At 52.7% G+C, this 19,691-nt stretch carries 15 protein-coding genes and 1 pseudogene; 13 read left to right on the forward strand and 3 right to left on the reverse strand.

What is annotated here, in order from left to right; all coding sequences use genetic code 11:
- The first annotated feature begins 309 nt into the window (after positions 1–309).
- Positions 310–531 carry a hypothetical protein gene (locus KAJ71_RS22030; protein WP_021179822.1) on the forward strand — a complete coding sequence of 74 codons (222 nt, stop codon included), beginning with the start codon at positions 310–312 and terminating at the stop codon, positions 529–531.
- 41 nt (positions 532–572) lie between these two features.
- Here the strand turns inward: KAJ71_RS22030 and KAJ71_RS22035 are convergent, their stop codons facing one another.
- From KAJ71_RS22035 to KAJ71_RS22045, 3 genes are all read right to left on the reverse strand, one after another.
- Positions 573–947: a lysozyme inhibitor LprI family protein gene (locus tag KAJ71_RS22035; protein ID WP_248947635.1), complete on the reverse strand. Its 375-nt coding sequence runs from the start codon at positions 945–947 to the stop codon at positions 573–575.
- 119 nt (positions 948–1,066) lie between these two features.
- On the reverse strand, positions 1,067–4,147 hold the full coding sequence (locus KAJ71_RS22040; protein WP_248947636.1) for an efflux RND transporter permease subunit: 3,081 nt from the start codon (positions 4,145–4,147) through the stop codon (positions 1,067–1,069).
- Positions 4,147–5,232: an efflux RND transporter periplasmic adaptor subunit gene (locus KAJ71_RS22045; RefSeq protein ID WP_248947637.1), complete on the reverse strand. Its 1,086-nt coding sequence runs from the start codon at positions 5,230–5,232 to the stop codon at positions 4,147–4,149. Before KAJ71_RS22045 ends, KAJ71_RS22040 begins: the two co-directional genes overlap by 1 nt.
- A 1,138-nt stretch (positions 5,233–6,370) precedes the next feature.
- On the opposite strand from KAJ71_RS22045, the pseudogene KAJ71_RS22050 reads away from it, so the two are divergent.
- The 12 genes and pseudogenes from KAJ71_RS22050 to KAJ71_RS22105 form a co-directional block, all read left to right on the forward strand.
- Positions 6,371–7,210, forward strand: a pseudogene (locus KAJ71_RS22050) (porin); the annotation flags it as partial.
- A 572-nt stretch (positions 7,211–7,782) separates the two neighbouring features.
- On the forward strand, positions 7,783–7,974 hold the full coding sequence (locus KAJ71_RS22055; protein WP_248947638.1) for a DUF4762 family protein: 192 nt from the start codon (positions 7,783–7,785) through the stop codon (positions 7,972–7,974).
- Positions 7,975–8,175: 201 nt separating this feature from the next.
- Positions 8,176–8,844 (forward strand): DsbA family protein, encoded by a 669-nt coding sequence (locus KAJ71_RS22060; RefSeq protein WP_248947639.1) that lies wholly within the window; start codon positions 8,176–8,178, stop codon positions 8,842–8,844.
- Positions 8,844–9,791 carry a lysophospholipid acyltransferase family protein gene (locus KAJ71_RS22065; RefSeq protein ID WP_248947640.1) on the forward strand — a complete coding sequence of 316 codons (948 nt, stop codon included), beginning with the start codon at positions 8,844–8,846 and terminating at the stop codon, positions 9,789–9,791. Before KAJ71_RS22060 ends, KAJ71_RS22065 begins: the two co-directional genes overlap by 1 nt.
- A 24-nt stretch (positions 9,792–9,815) precedes the next feature.
- A complete protein-coding gene (locus tag KAJ71_RS22070; RefSeq protein ID WP_248947641.1) occupies positions 9,816–11,963 on the forward strand; it encodes a peptidase domain-containing ABC transporter in 2,148 nt (715 codons plus the stop codon).
- Positions 11,963–13,138: an efflux RND transporter periplasmic adaptor subunit gene (locus tag KAJ71_RS22075; protein WP_248947642.1), complete on the forward strand. Its 1,176-nt coding sequence runs from the start codon at positions 11,963–11,965 to the stop codon at positions 13,136–13,138. Before KAJ71_RS22070 ends, KAJ71_RS22075 begins: the two co-directional genes overlap by 1 nt.
- Complete coding sequence (locus KAJ71_RS22080; RefSeq protein WP_248947643.1) at positions 13,131–15,086, forward strand: ABC transporter permease; 1,956 nt, start codon at positions 13,131–13,133, stop codon at positions 15,084–15,086. Before KAJ71_RS22075 ends, KAJ71_RS22080 begins: the two co-directional genes overlap by 8 nt.
- Positions 15,086–16,474: an efflux transporter outer membrane subunit gene (locus KAJ71_RS22085; protein ID WP_248947653.1), complete on the forward strand. Its 1,389-nt coding sequence runs from the start codon at positions 15,086–15,088 to the stop codon at positions 16,472–16,474. The genes KAJ71_RS22080 and KAJ71_RS22085 overlap by 1 nt, the downstream gene beginning before the upstream one ends.
- 4 nt (positions 16,475–16,478) lie before the next feature.
- Entirely contained in the window at positions 16,479–17,729 is a 1,251-nt protein-coding gene (locus KAJ71_RS22090; protein ID WP_248947644.1) for a beta-ketoacyl-[acyl-carrier-protein] synthase family protein, read from the forward strand.
- Positions 17,726–18,535 (forward strand): hotdog family protein, encoded by an 810-nt coding sequence (locus KAJ71_RS22095; protein ID WP_311295080.1) that lies wholly within the window; start codon positions 17,726–17,728, stop codon positions 18,533–18,535. Before KAJ71_RS22090 ends, KAJ71_RS22095 begins: the two co-directional genes overlap by 4 nt.
- A gap of 16 nt (positions 18,536–18,551) precedes the next feature.
- Positions 18,552–18,800: an acyl carrier protein gene (locus KAJ71_RS22100; RefSeq protein ID WP_248947645.1), complete on the forward strand. Its 249-nt coding sequence runs from the start codon at positions 18,552–18,554 to the stop codon at positions 18,798–18,800.
- Positions 18,801–18,804: 4 nt separating this feature from the next.
- Positions 18,805–19,539, forward strand: coding sequence for an SDR family NAD(P)-dependent oxidoreductase (locus tag KAJ71_RS22105; RefSeq protein ID WP_248947646.1), 735 nt, complete (start codon positions 18,805–18,807; stop codon positions 19,537–19,539).
- Positions 19,540–19,691 lie beyond the last annotated feature (152 nt).

The raw sequence follows: 19,691 nt of genomic DNA on the forward strand, positions 1-19,691 counted from the left end.
CTTCATGGGGATGTCCTCATGTGGCTTATGAAGACATTACTAACATCGGGGTGTACTAATCAACGGGGAGCAGGTCAGAATGCTGCGCTCCCCCATCTACTCTTTTTTATCATTTTGTGTCCGTCATCCATTGAAGGCAGCGCGATAAAACATGAGCCACTCTGCCATTACAGGTCCGAATGTCATTGTTTCACCCCCCCACACATTTTGCGACTATTCCGGATCCATCGCTATAGGCATTGGTGTTACAGTGGCTCGATTTTCATTCATTGTGATGTTTTTTTGGCTGTTGAACGCCGAGGTGTAAGTATGAGTAAGTTTATTGCAGCGGGCCTGCTGGCCGTTTTACTGTCCGGGTGTGCTACTGAGTCGCCTTGCGTACCGGTTTATGATGACCAAGGCCGTCTGGTACATACCAATACATGCATGAAAGGCACCACTCAGGATAACTGGGAAACTGCCGGGGCGATTGCAGGCGGGGCGGCAGCGGTCGCTGGCCTGACATTGGGTATTATTGCGTTAACCAAATAGTGATTCTTTCGTCGGGGCGCAGTATAGGCGTCCCGATCCTATTACTGCTGTTGAGCCAGTTTTTTGCTGTTACAGCCGGTACTTTTGCATTCCCGCTCTACGCTTTTCAGAAAATCGATACGGCTTTGCATGGTCTTGTTTGAGCAGGCGACATTGATCATGGCGTCGTCGCTACATTGACTGTCCCGATTTTTCAGCCATTCGATCTGCGACTGCTTCAGTGTCTGCTTTTGCGACTGGGTCAGCAGACCCATCACCTTTTTGTATTGCACATTGATCTCTTGATCCAGCTGCACCATCTCCAATGCAGCGCAGTAGGTCACGTCATAAGGGGTACGTGGGTTGTCACAGCCACCGGCCAACGCAGTGGCAGAGACCAACAGCAGCGAACATCCCAAGATTGTTTCTTTAATCACTTTGCACTTCTCCGTGTTTGGTTTTGAACTGGCTACACAGTAAACCAATGCCGCATTTTGCAATAGCCCGATTGAAGGCAAATATTCAACCGGGCGTATGCGGTGCCCTTACTTAAGTCTCAAGCCTCGGTTTGCGGTGTGACCTTTTGCTTATCGGAGTTCATACAGCTGTAGATCACCGGCAGCACCAACAACGTCAGCACGGTAGCAAAGCCCAGGCCGAACATGATCACCACCGCCATGCTTTGGAAGAAGGCATCGCTAAGCAGTGGGGCCAGACCGAGTACGGTGGTAAATGCCGTCAGCAGGATAGGGCGCAAACGTGAGGTAGAGGCATCGATGATGGCCTCCAGGATCGGTTTTTCCTGCCGCTGCAATCCGATCTCCTCTACCAACACAATGCCGTTACGGATCAACATGCCGCTTAAACTCAATAGGCCAATCAGCGCCATAAAGCCAAACGGGATACCGGTTAGCAGGAAGCCCACGGTTACCCCAATCAAGGCCAGTGGAATGGTCAGCCAGATCGCGACGGCATTTTTCAGCGAGCTGAACATCAGTACGGTGATGATGAACATGATCACAAAGGCCACCGGCAGGCTGGTGAACAACCCGGCCTGGGCTTCCTTGGTACTTTCATAGTCGCCGCCCCAATTCAGTTCATAGCCGCGCGGTAATGGGATGGCATCAATATCCGGTTTGATCCGTTGCAACAGTTCGGCAGAGGTTTCACCGCTCTGGGAGCTGGGATCTGCCTGAACCGTCAGGGTACGTTTGCGATCCCGACGCATGATCAGCGGATCTTCCCACTCGGTAGTAAAGCCGTTGACCACGTTGTCGATAGGAATAAACGCCTGCCGTGCCTGGCTCCAGATCATCACGTCGTTCAACCGTTCGGCATTCAACCGCTCCGAGTCCGGCGTTCTTAACACAATCGGCATTAACCGTGTGCCATCACGATATAGGCCAACGGCGATCCCGCCAAAACTCATGCGTAGTGCACTGTCGATTTCGCGTTTATCCACCCCTAATTCACGGCCAAGATAATCCGAGAATTGCGGGCGAATGACCTTGCTGCGCTGTTGCCAGTCGTGCATGACGCCGTCGGCATTGGGGTCTGCGCTGGCGATGGTTTCTGCCTTGGCCGCCAGCGTGCGCAGCACGTTCGGATCGGGGCCGATAAAGCGCGCCTCGATAGAGCTGTTATTTGAAGGCCCAAACATAATGCGTTTAGCCTGGGCATTCACCTGAGGGAAATTATTGCGTACGTAGCCCTCTATTTGGCCGATCATGCCGGGGATCTGGTTTAGCTGATCGGCCCGCACCATCACCTGTGCGTAGTTGGAATATTGCCGCTGTGCGTTATAGGTCAGCATGAAGCGCATGGCACCTTGGCCAATGGTGACCATGGTATCGCTGACGCCCTCTTGCGACTGGATATGTTGCTCGATTTCGGCGGCAATCTTTTCGGTGTAGGCGATATCGGTGCCATAGGGCAGCCAGAGATCGACGAAGAAGATCGGCGTATTGGACGGCGGGAAGAAGCTTTGGCGCACGTTGCCAAAGCCGATCACTGAGACGACCATCAACGCGGCCAGCACTCCCAGCGTAATAGTGCGCTGGCGCAGCAGTTTGCCCAACAGATTGCGATAGACGCGGAACAGCCAACCATCATAAGGCGATTTGACCGGCTCATCGGGTTTTGGCTCGGCCATTTTCTGTTTTTCAAACGCCCATTTGGTGAATACCGGCGTCAGGGTCAAGGCGGTGAACCAGCTCAGCATCAGCGAGATCAGCAATACCTGGAACAGTGACTTACAGTATTCGCCGGTGGCATCGTTGGATAAGCCGATCGGCGCAAATGCCAGAATGGCAATCACCGTCGCTCCCAGTAGCGGGAACATGGTGCGTTTGACCACGTTATTAATGGCCTGTAGGGTCTTCTCACCCTGTTGCCGCCCAACCAGCACGCCCTCGACGATCACAATGGCGTTATCCACCAACATACTTAAGGCGATCACCAGTGCCCCGAGCGAAACGCGTTGCAGCTCAATATTGAACAGCTTCATGATCAGCAGGGTGCCAAGCACGTTCAGCGCCAGCGAGGCGGCGATCACCAGCCCGCTGCGCACCCCCATAAAGATCAGCAGGGTGCCGACCACGATCAGCAGCGCCAGCAAGAAGTTCATGATAAAGCCGTTCACCGCGCCTTCTACTTCATGGGACTGATCGTAGAAAACGCTGATATCCATCCCGGCGGGGCGTTCGGCTTGCAGTTGGGCCAACCGGGCCTTGACCGCTTCGCCTACCACAATCACGTTCACATTCGGGGCAAAGGATACACCTATGGAGAGCGCAGGCCGCCCGTTGGCACGGTAGATATTATTGGGGGAGTGGGTTACGCCCTGGCTGATGGTGGCGATATCGCGCAGGTAAACGCTGCGCGGGCTGCCCGGCTCGCTAATCAGCAGGTTACCCAATTCTTGCACGTTGGCAAACTCCCCGGTGGGATGCAGCCTGATCGACTCGCTGCCCACCAACAGATCTCCGGCGTTGGATACCACGTTCTGTCGGCTCAACAGATCGTAAAGCCGCTGTGGGATAATATTGGCGGCGGTCATCTGGGCGCGGGAAATCTCAATCTGCACCTCTTCCGGGATCACCCCGACAATCCCCACCTTGCCCACGCCTGGCACCACCACCAACTCACGGCGTAACAGCTCGGCAAAGTTGCGCAGTTCCTGATTGCTAAAGCCGTCGCCATACAGCGAGAAGAAGAAGCCGTACACATCGCCAAAATCATCATTCACAATCGGCGGGCTGGCACCGGGCGGTAACCGTATCGCCGCATCGCCAATACGTCGCCGCAGCACATCCCAGATCTGCGGCAGTTCAGCGGCACCGTATTCGGCACGGATATTAATGGTGATCTGCGATAGCCCTACGCTGGAGATGGAGGTGACGTTATCAATATAAGGCAGCTGCTGAATGGCATTTTCCAGCGGCAGGGTGACTTCTTCCTCCACTTGCTGGGCCGAAGCGCCGTCATAACGGGTGACCACCACCGCAGTCTTGATGGTAAAGGCCGGATCCTCCAGCCTGCCGATGTTGAGAAACGCCAGCACGCCGCCAATACCTAGCAGCAGGATCGCCAGCCAGATCCGGGTGCCGTTGTTGATAAAGTTCTCTGTCAGTTTCATTACAGACCTCGCTCACGGACCCAGGCGCGCACTTCCTGATTGGGGCGCAGTTCGCGAGTACCGGCGGCGACAATCCGTTCACCATCGGCCAGACCTGACACGATCTGTATGCCGTTAGCGGTCAGTTGCCCGGTTTCAACCTGACGAGATTCAACAAACAGTTTGCCATCACGCTCTTTGATCACCCACACGTGGGGCTGATTACGTGGGCTGTTATCCGGGTTAAATACCGCCTCGACGGGAACAATAACGCTGGTTTTCTGCGTAGCCCCGGGCAGATTACCGAGGTTGATTTTCACGCTGCCGCTCATTCCCGAGAGTAGTGGCAGATCTTGTGGGCGCGGCATGGTCAGGGTCATTTGATAGGTCAATGAGCCCGCGGTGGTATTGGTGGTGTGTTCTTTATAGCGGGCGGTAAATTCGCGGCCCGGCAAGTTGTTCAACAGAACAATAGGTTGGTACTGTGCATTGTTTTCATCAATGACAATGAACAGATTTTCGGGGATGCTGAATACCACATCCAGCGAATCCAGCGAGTTCAGGGTCGCTATCGACTGGCCTGCGGGGATCACCTGATGGTTGCGGGCATTGAGTGTGGCAATCACACCAGTAAAGGGGGCACGGATCTGCATATCGCTCACTTCTTCCCTGGCCAACTTCAAGGCAGCCTGGGCCGAGTCACGCGCTGCGCGATGAACATCCAGTTCGGCACGGGGAACGACATTGCGGGCACTCAGGGTAGCGAAACGGTTGAATTGAGCCTGCGCCAGATCGAACGCGGCCTGTCGGTCACGTAGCCGCAGGCGTGCGTCATTACTGTTTAGCTCGGCAATCACTTGCCCCTGGTTGACCTGTTCCCCTTCGCGTACCAGCAGTTGCTGCAGTTGCCCCGGGCGCTTAAAGGCCAGTTCGGTACGGTCACCCGCGACAATCCTGGCTGGGAAGATGCGAACTCCTTGCTGGGCACTGTTGCTAACTTCAAAGATATTCACCGGACGGACGCTTTCGAGTTCTTTAGGCGTCTCTCTGTCACAGGCGGTAAGAAAAAGTGTGCAAAGCACAACGGCAACCAGTTTTATATTCACGATGCAATCTCTTCGGATCAGATTTTAGGGGAGCGATGAGTTAACTCGTTGACCATATGCATCACGTCTTACCGCTCGTCTAGGCCAGCTCCGGCCTTTGTTCACGCCGTAGCGGGAACTAAATCGTCTACTGTGGCCGTAGACCACAACCACTTTGGGTTATAGTTTTCCCCCGGCAGCTTCCCTTGCCTGCTAGCAGGTAGTGATACCTCCGTTGTTTCCTTCTGTTTCAACCACTCGTAGACTCTTCAAGCTTAGTATGCCGTTTGCCAATGCGAGGAAATTATCTTCATTTCATGCCGTTGGTTCGATTTTTGGTTATGGCTCAATAATCAACACCAATGATTTTTCTACTAGGATAACGAGTAAAGAATAATTAACGCCATCGGTGGGTGATGGGTGTTGATGATGGTAATAATTGGGATGATTCTTGGTCATGATCTGAATCATTTTTTCGTTATGGCATTGGATTTTTTTTGTAAATTGACACCTTATTTAGAATTCGTTTAGAAATCCTATTTTTTTTAAAAAAAAACGGTGTAAATAATCCTATTTGGTCGGGGATGTCTTATTACAGAGATTGGGAGTGCTATTATTGCGATTAATTGTCATTTACATATGTTGTGAGATTGTAATCCCTACCTGTTTTTGGGTTATGATTTAGCTCAAAAAAACTACAAATTGCGTGATGATTAGAGGGGGTAAAGCTAAAGATCTTAATGAAATGGCGTTAATTTTTATTTCATGGTTAGGTTTAACCAGGTTGAAGGTGTTAATGATTTTCTAGTGAATGTTGTTTTTTAACTTTTTACTGTCAATTCAATAAACAATCTCGTTCATTTCACCTATATTTTAAATGGCGGATGTGGATTTAATGTAATTATTGTGTGATTTTATTTTATAACTGACACCATTAAATAGCGGTGTTTATATTTTTAATTGTTAAATAAAATGTTATTTTTTTCGATGTAAATATTATGGCAGTGTAATATTTGGACATGTTTTGAATTTATTTTAATTTAACTGTTGTAGTGAGGATTTACTTAATATACTTTCCTCCACCAGAAAGGAGTAGGTAAGGAATGAACATCGCCATACTAATTACGGCTTCATTTTTCATCCTCGTTTACCGTATTGCAACAACAGCTTTACCCGTGTGGGCTTTGCCGGTTTGAAATTTGCCGATTACGGTTCACTGGATTATGGCCGCAACTACGGCGTGATGTATGGCATCGGCGCATAGACCGACGTGCTGCCAGAGTTTGGTGGCGATACCTATGGTGCAGATAATTTCCTGTTCCAACGTAGCAACGGTTTACTGACCTACCGTAACAGCGACTTCTTCGGCATGGTTGAAGGCCTGAATCTCGCGCTGCAATATCAAGGTACTAACGGCAGCACTTCCGAATCCAACAACTACCGCGATGTGCTGGCGCAGAACGGTAACGGCTACGGGATGTCCGTCAGTTATGATCTGGGTTATGGCATCAACGCAGCCGGCGCGTTCTTCAGTGCCGATCGCACAGCAGACCAGAACGGCCGCAACAACCCGGCTATTCTTGGGAAGGGGGACAAAGCAGAGGCTTATAGTACCGGTCTGAAATACGACGCTAATAATGTCTACCTGGCGGCCATGTATACCCAGTCTTATAACGCTAACCGTATTGGTAACCGCAATAGCCAAGTCTATGGCTTTGCCGACAAGGCACCGAATATTGAGCTGGTAGCACAGTACCAGTTCGACTTCGGCCTGCGTCCGTCTGTGGCCTACGTACAGTCTAATGCGAAAGACATTCAAGGCTTTGGCAGCCAGAATCTGGTGAAGTATGTGGATCTGGGGGCAACCTATGCCTTCAATAAAAACATGTCCACCTATGCGGATCACAAAATCAACCTGCTGGACGAAAACGACTTCACCAGCAAGGCGGGTCTGAACACCGATAACGTGACCTTAATCGGTATCGTTTACCAGTTCTAAGAGGTTGTCTGATTGGTTAGCCCGGTACACTCCCATGTGCCGGGCTTCGCTATGCCTAAACGTGGTTCTTTGTTGGGGATCATAAAAGGCCCAGTGCCGCATACCTCGTGTTATCAACATTGCAAGTTGTTCTGTTTTCTCCTTCCGATTCTCGCCTCGTAATACCGTTTAGAAATTCTTTAACGTCTTTCGCTCTTGATGCTGGTCTATTTTTACGTTCAGGGAATTATCCTTTATTAATTACTGCTATTTAATGTTGTGTATTCTGGAATGTTATTTTTCACTGGATTGAATCTTGTTTTTTAATGAGAAATATCCTGCATTAGCAATGTTGTGGTCTGGTGGAAATATGTCACTTACCAATGAAATTATTATTGATCTGATTTAATCGTCGGGCTATCCTTGGTTCGAGTTATTTTGAGAGAACGAAAATAATTCACTTTTATTTACTCTGCGCTTTAATAAAGGCATGATTAATTGTGTCTTTATATTGAGCGCAGATTGCTCTATCATTGATGATAGGCGTTACTAGGGCTTTTTTTTATTTCACTTTAAATAAAAAGGATGATGTTGTGAAAAAAGTTAATACCTTTGAAGCAAGTGCCATTGTTGGCGGTAACTGCAAAAAAGTTTGTACTGTTGAGTTCGTTCGCGGTACAGGTGGAGCTTGCATGGAAGTTACCACTTGCCTGGATAAGCATGGTAAGGTTGTTAGCCAGAACTCTGCTAAAGTAGACTCAAAAAATTGTTCCGGCTTACCATAATAGGTAATAAGGTCTCCTGATTTTTAGGAGGTGGTTTAGGTTGATGCGATAGGTTTTCGTATCAACCTGTTTGGAGTTGTGCTTTTTGATGGACAGGGACGTGATTGCCGCAGGTTTTCAGTGGAGCAATGTGCTAGATAAGACAATGTTTGTCCCTTCGAGATAAGAGCTGGTTGCTAGTTTTTTTAGGACGTATTATTTATGTTCCAACGCCCCTTGTTACTTCTTATCTATACCCTGGTGATTATTGTTATATCCTCGTTGATTACCACGACCTACTTCCACTATTTTGTATTGAATCAGGGCAGCGAACAGCAAGCTCTGATTGCCATCAGTGATGACGAGGTTAACAATAGCCCGATCAAAGATGACAATACCATCGTCGAGATATTTTCTTACGGCTGCCATTACTGTGCCATAAACGAAGAGAATATTGACAAGCTGGAAGCACGTATGCCTGCGGGTACAAAACTGATCCGTCTGCATCTCAATAATACGCAGAGCAATGGCCTGGCAAGTTTCGCCCCGTTGTTTGCCACCCTGACGGTGATGGGCATTGAACCTCAGTACCGTGAAAGTGCCTATAACGCCGTCATCAAAGAAAAAATCGATCTGAGTAACCCCCAAAACCGTGATAGTTGGTTAGCGGAGAATGGTATCGATCTCGCTGCTTATAACGCTGCCAGTCAAACTCCGCAGGTAGCAGAGTTGCTGAGCTATATGACCACCGTGTCTGATCATTACAAAATCAACGCGACTCCAACCTTTATCATCAATAAGAAGTGGCTGGCACTGCAGGATCGCGATTTCCCAGAATTTGCCGATCACCTGCTGTCGCTGCTACAGCATGACAAACCGCTGGAGCAATAATGCGTTTCTTTGCCGTGTGGGTTTACCTGGCATGGAGGGATGCCCTTGCAAAAATCGCGCGGTGTTTTTTGCCGTTGCGCAGAGCACAGGGCAAGGTTGCTTGCTGGTTGTTGCGGCATGGCGATTATCGTTGGTTTCTTGGACTGGCGGCGCTTAGCCGCCGGTTGCGGTTGAGTAACCGGGGGGAGCGCAGACGTGCCTCTGTGGCCGCAGCCAATAAGCAATGCCTGATTGATGATGGCCGTAAAGTGGATTTTGCCAAGATCAGCCAGCGCCGTCGTTTGCTGGAGCTAGCCGCTACCTATGCCGGTAACGCTCAACTCCTGGCCCAGTTGGAATGCTGTAAGGTGCAGCTTAACGCGGTCGTCAAGCCCTTGCACCAAGCAGGGCAACCCGTGGTGCTTGCACCGCTGCATATGGTTTCTGACGTGCTAGCTGGCATGGTGGGGGCCGGGGTTTTTCCGGGCCAGGCAACGGTGGTAGTTTCTGCCAGTGCGGAGGTCTATCAGGAAAAAGCGCGACTGCAAGCGGGCGTTAACCTGTCTTACTGCTCAATCCATGATGATAACCGGGCGATTGCCGGCAATTTGAGTAGTGCAATTATGGAGGCGGCCGATCATCAACGCAATATCATGCTCTTCCCCGATATTACGCCGGATTACACCGTCAATAGCAATGAGATGAAAACAGCGAAGCTAAGCTGTCGCCTGTTTGATCGCCCGGCCAATTTGCACAGCGGCGTTATCCGAATCGCCAGAGCCTTGTCAGCTCAGGTCGTCTCTTATTACCTGTATTACGACCAGGGAATAAAGATCCACATTTACTCGCCGATACCTGCTCGCAATCTGAAAACCAAACTACCGGAGCTTATTGAAACGTCGATCGCCAGGCACCCTGAAGATTGGCTGTTATGGCACTCACATTCGTTATTTTTTATCAATGAATAACCTGGAAATTTAAGAAGTCAGATCATGGAAAAGATAATCCCGGCGCTGGTTTTTCAAGGCGAAACGAATGAATGTGGGTTGGCCTGCATCGCCATGATGGCGGAAACGCAGGGCATCAGTGCGCCATTGGAGAGCTTGCGTGAGCGTTATCCCGCTTCGCAGCATGGTACCTCGTTGGCCACACTGTGTGACATTATGACGGAACTGGCGATGCCCGCTTATCCCGTTGCCTTTGAGCATGATGAACTGGCGGAAATACCGCTGCCTGCTATTTTACATTATGGCGCTAGCCATTATGTGGTGTTGGCCTACCGTAAAGGTAACCATGTTTGCGTGATGAACCCGGGCATTGGCCAGCAGCTGTTGCCTATTGATGCGTTAAAAATGGAAATCAGCGGTTATGCGCTGGTGCTGGACAGTGAAACCCAGCCTGATCCTCAGGCATTGGCCAATGTTCAGTCCGGTAAACGCTTCAGAGCGTCCGACACCATGAGCCTGGAAGAAACCGCGCGTATCCCCGGTATTTACCGGTTGATGATACTGGCGTTTCTGATTTCCTTAACCCTGTTTATTATGCCGACGATGGTCAGCAGCGCCATCAATCAGGTTTTTTCTAGCGCAGGGGAAGCCGACTTTCCTTACTTCTACTTCTTGCTGGCGTTTGTCGTGTCGACGACCCTGGCCTTTGGCGTACGTTGGGTCACGGAACGCTTTATCAAGCGCTTTGTGGTAATCAATAGTGTGGCTGGATTCTCGCGCCTGCTCAGTAATTCGCTGAACTTCTTTGATAAACGCGCTCCGGGCGAAGTTTTCAGCCGTTTTTCCAACTGGCAAATGGCGTCAGGCATAAAGATTGAGTTGGATAACGGCCTGCGTACCGACTGGATTATCGGCGCTATTGCCTTGGCGGTGATGTGCTATATGAGCCCGCTGTTGGCAATGGTGTCTGGTGTGGGTGTCACTCTGATGGGGTTGGTCAGCGTCTGGGCCATCTATCGTGACCGCTATTACACCCAGCAGTTGCAGGTAAAAACTGCCGAGCAGAGCGACTTTATCCTGGAGAGTATTCAAGGGTTCTCCACCATTAAATCCGCCGGGTTGGATAGCCAACGCAAGGGGATGTTCGCCAAGTTTGCTTTGTCACTGTTTACCTGTCGGCAACAGCAGAAAATGTACGAGCAGGTCAAAGGCAGCCTGTATCAGTTGATCGGCAGCCTGGAGATGGTGTTCTTTATGTTGCTGGCGCTGCCGTTGCTGAAAAGCGGCACTATCACGCTGGGTGAGTTCTTTGCCTATAGTTTTGTACGTGAGATTTTTACCTCTTATATCACCAAGATTTTCTACGCCATCCTGCAAAAGAATCAGCTGCACGTGATCGACACCCGCGCCAGGGACTTGTTCCCATCACGGCCTGAACAGGATAGGGCGGATGATGCGGTACCTGCACCCATCCCGGCATTTACTTCGCAGTTGCGTTATAAAAATATCGCTTTTGCCTATGACGCCCAGCAGCCGGTGTTGCACGATCTTTCCCTGTCACTCAAGCCGGGGCAAAGCATTGCCATTGTGGGTGAGTCTGGCGCGGGTAAAAGCACCTTGCTGAAGGTGATGACCGGCCTGATGACACCGCAGCAGGGGCAGGTGATCGTTGATGACCAACCGCTCGATTATCAGCAGGTGCATGCCCTGTTCTTCCTGCAAAGCCAGGAGGACATTTTGTTCAATGCCTCGGTGCTGCAAAATATTACCCTGTTTGATGAGGGGTTCGATGAGCGCAAACATCGGCAGATCGAGCGCTCCCTTGCAGGGCTGAATCTCTGCTCGGTGATAGAAAAACTGCCGGGGGGTTTGAATGCCTTGGTTCGTGAAAGCCATGCCGGGCTATCCCTGGGGCAGCGCCAACGTCTGCTGCTGGCGCGGGCCATGTACAGCGATCGTCCGGTGCTGGTGCTCGATGAACCTACGGCTAACCTGGATGAGGACACGGCGCATCAAGTGATGACCACCTTGCTGACACATTGCCGTGAGCACCATAAAACGTTGATCACCGTGACGCACAGCGAAAGTGTATTGCCGATGTTTGAGCGGGTATACCGCGTGAGCAACGGCCATGTGGTGAGCGTTGCTACGGAGCTTGCAGCGTCACCGGCGTTAACCACGGCGGTGTGTTAATGAAGTTGAAAATGGTTGGAATGGACGAACGCAGGTTAATGCCGGTGGCCTTGCTGGGTCTGGTGGCGTTGATCGGTTTGATCGTCTGGTACGTCGTTGCGCCTACGCAGAATAATGCTTTCTCTACCGAAGAGATCACCCGTGGCGATATTGAGAAAACCGTTTTGGCCACCGGCATCCTCAAACCGGCGCTACAAGTCAGCGTTGGTGCGCAGGTTAATGGGCAATTGCAAAAGCTGTATGTGAAGCAGGGCGATCGTGTCACCCGGGGGCAGCTGCTGGCGGAAATCGATCCGACCTTGCAGCAGAATGCGTTGCGTAAATCGGAAGCCGCCTTGCAAAGCGCACAGGCGCAGAAGCAAGTCACCCAGGCAACGCTCAAGCAGTATCAGCAGGAATTGAAACGTCAGTTGAAGCTGGATCGTGATGGGGCAGGCGTGAAAAGCGATCTGGAGAAGGCGCAGGCGCAGTTTCAAACCCAGGTCGCCCAGTTAAAAGTCAATGATGCGCAGATCGTTCAGGCGCAGATGGAACTGGAAACCGCCAAAGCCAATCTGGGCTTTACCCGCATTGTCGCGCCGATCGACGGTGAAGTGTTAGGGATCGTCACCAAAGAAGGGCAGACCATTGTGTCTTCACAAACCGTACCGACCATTCTGGTGCTGGCGGATGTGGATACCATGACGGTGCATACCCGTATTTCGGAAACCGATATTTTGAAGGTACGCGTCGGGCAACCGCTGTGGTTCTATGTTGTTGCCGATCCCAAACAGCGCTATGAAAGCGTGATGGGTTCGATCCAGGAGGCGCCAAATGACGCCTTGCTGGAAGACAGCTCGCCAGGCTCCTCCAATCAGCAAGCCTCGGCGGTGTATTACAGCGGCGTGTTTGCTATCGCCAACAGCAATCGTCTGTTACGCACCTCGATGACGGCTCAGGTCTTTATTATCACTGAACAGGCCAAGAATGCCTTGCGCGTACCGGTGGCCGCCTTCGGTGAGCAGCGGGGCAAAGATCGTTATCAGGTGCAGGTGATGAACGGCAAACAGCTTGAATCACGCTGGATCCGTATCGGTCTTAACGATCGCCAGTTTGCTGAAGTGAAAGAGGGGCTAAAAGAGGGGGATCGCGTGGTGTTGACGCAGCATGCTACCGGGAGTGCTAGCAATGGTTAAGCCATCCTCTCCGTTGATCGCTCTGAGCGGCATTTCCCGACATTTTGTCTCTGGGTTGCAGACGGTGGCGGTGCTGAAAAATATCTCTCTCACCATTCAGCGTGGCGAAATGGTAGCGATCATTGGTGCGTCCGGCTCAGGGAAATCCACGCTGATGAATATCATCGGCTGCCTGGACAAACCTACGCAGGGGGAGATGCAGATCAAGGGCATCTCCACCCAGCTTGCCAGCAGTGAGCAACTGGCCCAGCTACGCAGCCAGTACATCGGGTTTATTTTCCAGCGTTATCACCTGATGCCCTATCTAAGTGCCAGCGAAAACGTTGCCATTCCTGCCCTGTATACCGCGATGCCAGCGGCAGAACGCCAGACGCGGGCCGAATACTTGCTCACCCGGCTTGGGTTGCAGCAGCGGATGGATTACAAACCGGCGCAACTCTCCGGCGGGCAACAGCAGCGCGTCAGTATTGCCCGGGCATTGATGAACGGGGCGGAAATTATTCTGGCCGATGAACCGACTGGTGCTCTTGATCGCGCCAGTGGTCAGGAACTGATGGGGATCCTGCATTCCCTGCACCGTTCGGGGCATACCATCATTATCGTTACCCACGATCGTGACGTGGCCAATCAGGCGCAGCGCATTATCGAAATTAGTGACGGCGAGATCGTGGCCGACCAGCGTAATGAGGCGGTAGCTTTACAGGAAACCAAGCCTGCGCTGCCGGTTGCCGCAACTACCGGGCGTAACCCGTTCTGGCAGAGCGTTCAAGAGGCGGTCAAGATGGCCTGGCGTGCGTTACTGGGGCACCGAGCAAGGGCCTTTTTGTCGATGTTGGGCATCATTATCGGCGTTTCTTCCGTGGTGTCGTCAATGGCTGTTGGCGAAGGTGCACGGCAAAATATACTCAATGAAATTAGCCAATTGGGTAGTAGCACGTTAGATATTCGCCCTGGCCTGGGGTGGGATAAACCGCGTCCGGACCTCGCCCGCTCGCTGACGGTGGCTGATGTTGAGTTGTTGGAGCGCCAGAGTTATGTCGACAGCGTTTCGCCCGTGGTCAGTAATACCGTGGCCGCGGTGCGCGGTGGCAAAGAGGCGATGGTTTCGATTTCAGGTATCAGCAACGCCTATTTTCGCGTGCAAGGCCTGAATTTTTTTTCCGGTAACGGCTTTACCCGGCGCGATCTGGACGAGCGTGAACCGGTGGTGATTATCGATCCGGAATTCCGCGACACGCTATTTGAGCCGGATGAAGTGGCTGAGGGCGGGATCGTCCAGCTTGCGGGAACCCCTTACCGGGTGATCGGCGTTGCCGAACGTAAAGGTGGCAAGTTCAGCGGCATGATGCTGGGAGCATGGATGCCTTATACCGCGGTGCTGGAGCGCATGTCCGGTGATATGCCGATCGAGTCGATTATGTTGCGTGTGCACGAAGGGACTTCTCTTATCGAAGCACAGGGGCGCGTCGAACGACTGTTGGAACAGGCGCATGGCCGGCGCGACTTTTTCACCCAGACCAATGACCAGATGACTCAGGCCATCCGCAAGGCGTCGGACTCGATGAATCTGCTGATCACGGCTATCGCCGGGATATCACTGCTGGTAGGGGGGGTTGGCGTGATGAATATCATGCTGGTTTCCGTGACCGAACGCACCCACGAGATCGGCATCCGTCTTTCGGTCGGCGCACGGCCAGCGGACATCATGCGTCAGTTCCTGATTGAGGCGATGGTGATCTGCTCACTGGGCGGGTTGATTGGCATTATTGGCTCCGGGCTGGCCGGGGTGATTTTCTCCCTGGTGACGCAGGAGTTCACCATGATTTTTACCTGGCCGCCGCTGGTGCTGGCCTGCGGGTTCTCGGCGTTGATCGGCCTGGGTTTTGGTTTTTTCCCTGCGCGCAACGCAGCGCGTTTGCACCCAACGGAGGCGCTGGCGCGCGAATGATGAAGAGTAAACTCCCTCTAATATTGTTGCCCCTATTACTGAGCGGCTGTGGCTCGTTGACGAAAAGCGACTATCAACGGCCGATGCTGTCAGTGCCAGCCGAGTGGCGGGTGCAGGAGACTGGGAGTCGTTTTTTGCAACATACGGACCATTGGTGGGATAACTTCGACGACCCGCAGCTCTCTATGCTGATTGGGCGGGTACTGACCAGCAACAACGATCTGGCCATTGCCGGACTGCAACTCCAGCAGGCGAGGCTGGCGGCTGGGCTGAAGAATACCAACCTGACGCCAACCGTTACGGCAAGCGGTGGGGCCAGTAATAGCAAGAACCTGCGTCAGAATACGAACTCAACAGAGTCTTACAAAAGTGGGTTGGATCTAAGCTATGAATTGGATTTGTGGGGCAAATTGGCACGAATCAGGGAGCAGGCGCAGTGGCAGGCCGAGGCCAAGGAACAAGATCTGCAAAATACTGCGCTGACGCTGATAGGCAACACGGCGCAGTATTATTGGCAGATCGCCAGCCTTAATCAGCAAATCAAGCAACAGCAGGTGGGCCTGGAAATCAGCCGACAGACGCTGGCGATGGTGCAATCCCGTTATGACGCCGGTGCGGTCGGACAGCTTGACCTGCTACAGGCGCAACAATCGGTGGTCGAGCGGGAAAATAACTACCGCACTCAACAGCAGCGGCGTGAAGAGGCGCGTAATGCGCTGGCGATCCTGTTCAACCGTGCGCCAACCGATCATCAGGCAGAACGTAGCTCTCTGGATATCAACCAGAACGTACCGATAGCTAGCGCCTTGCCGATAGAGGTCATTGCTCGTAGACCAGATGTACAGGCGGCAGAAAAGAGCTTGCGCGCTGCGTTAGCAGGGTCGGATGCGGAACGTTTGAGCTTCTACCCTACGCTTTCGCTAAGTGCTTCACTCAATGCGGGCAGCGAGATTTTCCAACAGTGGTTCAGCAACCCGACCAGAAGCTTGGGGAGCAGCGTTGCACTACCCTTCCTGAATTGGAACACCGTGCAATTGAAAATCGAAAACTCCAACCTGGATGTTAAGCAGGCAGCGATCACCTTCCGCAGTAAGGTCTACAACGCTCTTTCTGATGTGGATAACGCCATGACGCAGCGGCAGAGCTATCAGCAGCAAAAAATCAATCAGCAACGCAACCTGCAGCTTGGTCAGCAGCGTTTGGCGCTGGCCAATAGCCAGTATCAGGCTGGTGCGGTCTCTCTCAAGACCTTGTTGGATGCCGAGGATGCGTTATTAACCATTGAAAGCAACCTGTCGGAGTTGCAGTACAACTACCTCAATTCCACCATGAAACTGTGGCTGGCGTTGGGCGGCGGTGTGGAAAAAGACGGTGATATAACAGGATGAGATCATGAATAAAGGTGCTTTGCCACGTCGCGTGGTAGTTACAGGTTTCGGTGCGGTCACGCCGTTGGGGATGAATGCCGAGCAAAGCTGGGCGGCGATCATGGATTATCAACTGGGCTACCGCTATTTTGATCGGTCTGCCGTGGGGATCCAGTCGCGTTTCCTTGGGGTGATCGACGATGAGCCCAGCCTGAAAGGCGTCCCGGCGGCGATCCGTCGTCGTCTGCCGCGTTTTGCCCGCCTGGCGCTGGGGGCGGCCCGCGAAGCGATGGATATGGCCTTCCATGGGGAAAGCCCGGCGGTCTATTACGATCTACTGGACTGCGGCACGATCATCGGTAGCGGCTGGGCGGGGCAGGATGAAACCCATCATAATCATGATAACTTTGTGCGTACAGGGCTGGGTTCACCGTTTGGTTGTTTCTTCTCAATGCCGAATGCCGCAACGGCAGCCTGTAGTCTGTTCTGGGGCCTGCGTGGCTATCAAAATAGCCCTATTGCCGCCTGTGCCACCGGAACGATCGCCATCGGCGATGCTTTTGAAGTGATCCGCAGTGGCCGTGCCTCGATGATGTTGGCTGGGGCGGGTGAGTCGTTACGCAGCGATACCGCAGTGTGGAATATCGACGTACTGCGTGCCTTGGCAAGTGAACAGGACGACATCAGCAAAGCCTGCTGCCCGTTCAGTCTTGATCGCAACGGCTTTGTGCTTTCCGAAGGGGCCGCCGTGCTGTGCCTGGAAGAACGCGAAGCCGCCTTGGCTCGCGGGGCGACGATCCTGGGGGAAATCAAGGGTTACGGCAATTACTCTGATGCCTTCGACTTTACCGCGCCAGCGGAAGACAAGATTGCCCGGGTGAAAACCATCCAGCATGCTTTGCGGCAGGCTGGGGTGACGGCGGAGGAAATTGACTATATCAATGCGCACGGCACCTCTACGCCCCTCAACGATCTGAATGAAACCCAGGCGATCAAACTGGCCTTAGGCGACGCGGCCTATAGCACGCCGCTTTCTAGCACCAAGTCTTACTCCGGGCATCTGATTGCGGCGGCGGGCAGTTTTGAATCCATCATCTGCCTGCAAGCGTTACAGCATCAGCTGATGCCAGCCACCTGTCACCTGAAAAATGCCGATCCGGAATGCGATCTGGATTACATCAGTGAAGGGCATCGCCCGGCCCGATTACAGAACATCTTGAATCTGAGCTTCGGCTTCGGCGGCGCTAACGCGGCGCTGGTCATTGGGCAGGCATGAGCATGATCCTCAACTACACCCTGCGCGATGCCGAGGAGTGGGCCGCCTTTTCCGGTGACTACAACCCGATCCACTTTGATCTGCAACACGTACGCAAAATGGGGGGCGACCAGCTAAGCGTCCACGGGATGCGTGCAATGCTGGATATGAAGCACCATTTGAGTACGGTGTTGCTTGCTACGCCGCTGGAGCATAGCTTTTATGTTTTCAGCACCCGTATGCGTCGGCCGGTGCTGTGTCAGACGCCGTATCACTTGCAGATGATGATTAACGGCAAGCAGATCATCGGTGAGCTGCGGGACTGTGCTACGCAGGAAAGCTGCTTTAACAGCAAACTGGCTCCGGCGCGTTCGTTAGAGATGATGGCTTGTGATCACGAGGATGTACTGACCGTTAACGAGGTGATGGCACTCTGCCAGGCGTTCCCGGGGCAGGCATCGGACGCCACCCAGGCGTGGAGTTTCTTTGACGCCCTGCTGTTCCAACTGCTGGTGAAATCCCCGGAAACCTTGGCGGCACTGACGACGGCACTGCCGGAACTGCAGGCTGCCACGCTGATTGAGGTGTTTGCCCAGATCCCGGTGGTACAAACGCATCATGAGACCCATTTCAGCGCCCGATTACTTAACCCTGCAACGCTTTTTGCACCCGAGGATCGGCTGTACTACCGCATTCAGCCGATGCTGATTATCGGGAATAAAAGCAGCGGATTTGTGTTACGCATGGTGATCGAGGCCAGAACACAGTGGCATCCGCTACTCGTGACTTCCGTCACCTTAAAAACATGGCCCATGGCCGATCGATAAATATAGGGATATAACAATGGAAAACTACCAACAGGTTTACGACACCGTCACTGAAATGATTTGTGATGCCAAAGATCTTGAGATGACCGACCTGGCGCCAGAAATGCCCCTGCATCAGTTGAAGTTGGATAGCTTGGACTATGTGGAGCTGATGGTGCTGGCCAAACGCGAGTTCGGGGCCACGCTCACCGCCGAAATGTTCATCGACAAGCCGAATATGACGCTGGGTGAACTCTGTCAACGCCTGGCCGACGCGCAAAAGTGATCCCATGACTAAACAATGGGTATTAGTGACCGGGGGTAGCCGGGGGATTGGCCGCGCATTGGTAGAGGAGTTGGCCAAGCAGTGGAACGTGGTGTTCACCTGCCGTAGTGCTCAAGCGGCCAGTGCAGCGGTGACTGAAGCCTGCGCGGGTTTACCGGGCCGGGTGGAAAGCTGCGTTTGTGACGGTAGCGATGAGCAGGCGGTGAACCTTGTGGCGCCGCAGTTGCTGGCACGCCTCGGCGCACCTTTTGCGGTGATCCATAACGCCGGGATCACGCTGGATGATTTGCATATCCAGCAAACCGGTGAGCGCTGGCGGCAGGTGATCGACACCAACCTCAACGCCATCTTCTACTGGAACCGGCACCTGTTGCCAGCCATGATGGCGCAGGGGGAGGGGGCGATGGTGTTGATGTCGTCGGTGACGGGCATCAAGGGCAACACCGGGCAAACGGCCTACGGGGCCAGCAAGGCGGCGATGATCGGCCTGGGGAAATCTCTGGCGCTGGAAGTGGCGCGCTTTGGGATCCGGGTGAACTGCCTGTTGCCCGGGATTATCGAAAGCGAGATGACGCAAGCCATTCCGCCGGAGGCGCTGAAGGCGCTGCGTAAGCAAATTCCTCTGCGCCGCTTGGGCAAAGCCAGCGAGGTGGCGCGTACCACCGAGTTTTTGATCGGTGATGACAGTCGTTATATGACGGGCCAAATTTTGGTGCTTGACGGTGGTTTAACCATCTGAACGCGTTAATACCACCTATATCATGTTGGGGCACTGTCTATCGGTGCCCCTTTTTTATTGCCGTACGTTCCCGCAAAATCATTCAGGCTAGTTCAATTTTAAACCCACTATTTATGAGTATTTTCCTGTTAAGTTGATTTTTTGTATTGATG

This window comes from Serratia silvae (genome assembly GCF_023282985.1).
GTDB classification, from domain to species: domain Bacteria; phylum Pseudomonadota; class Gammaproteobacteria; order Enterobacterales; family Enterobacteriaceae; genus Chania; species Chania silvae.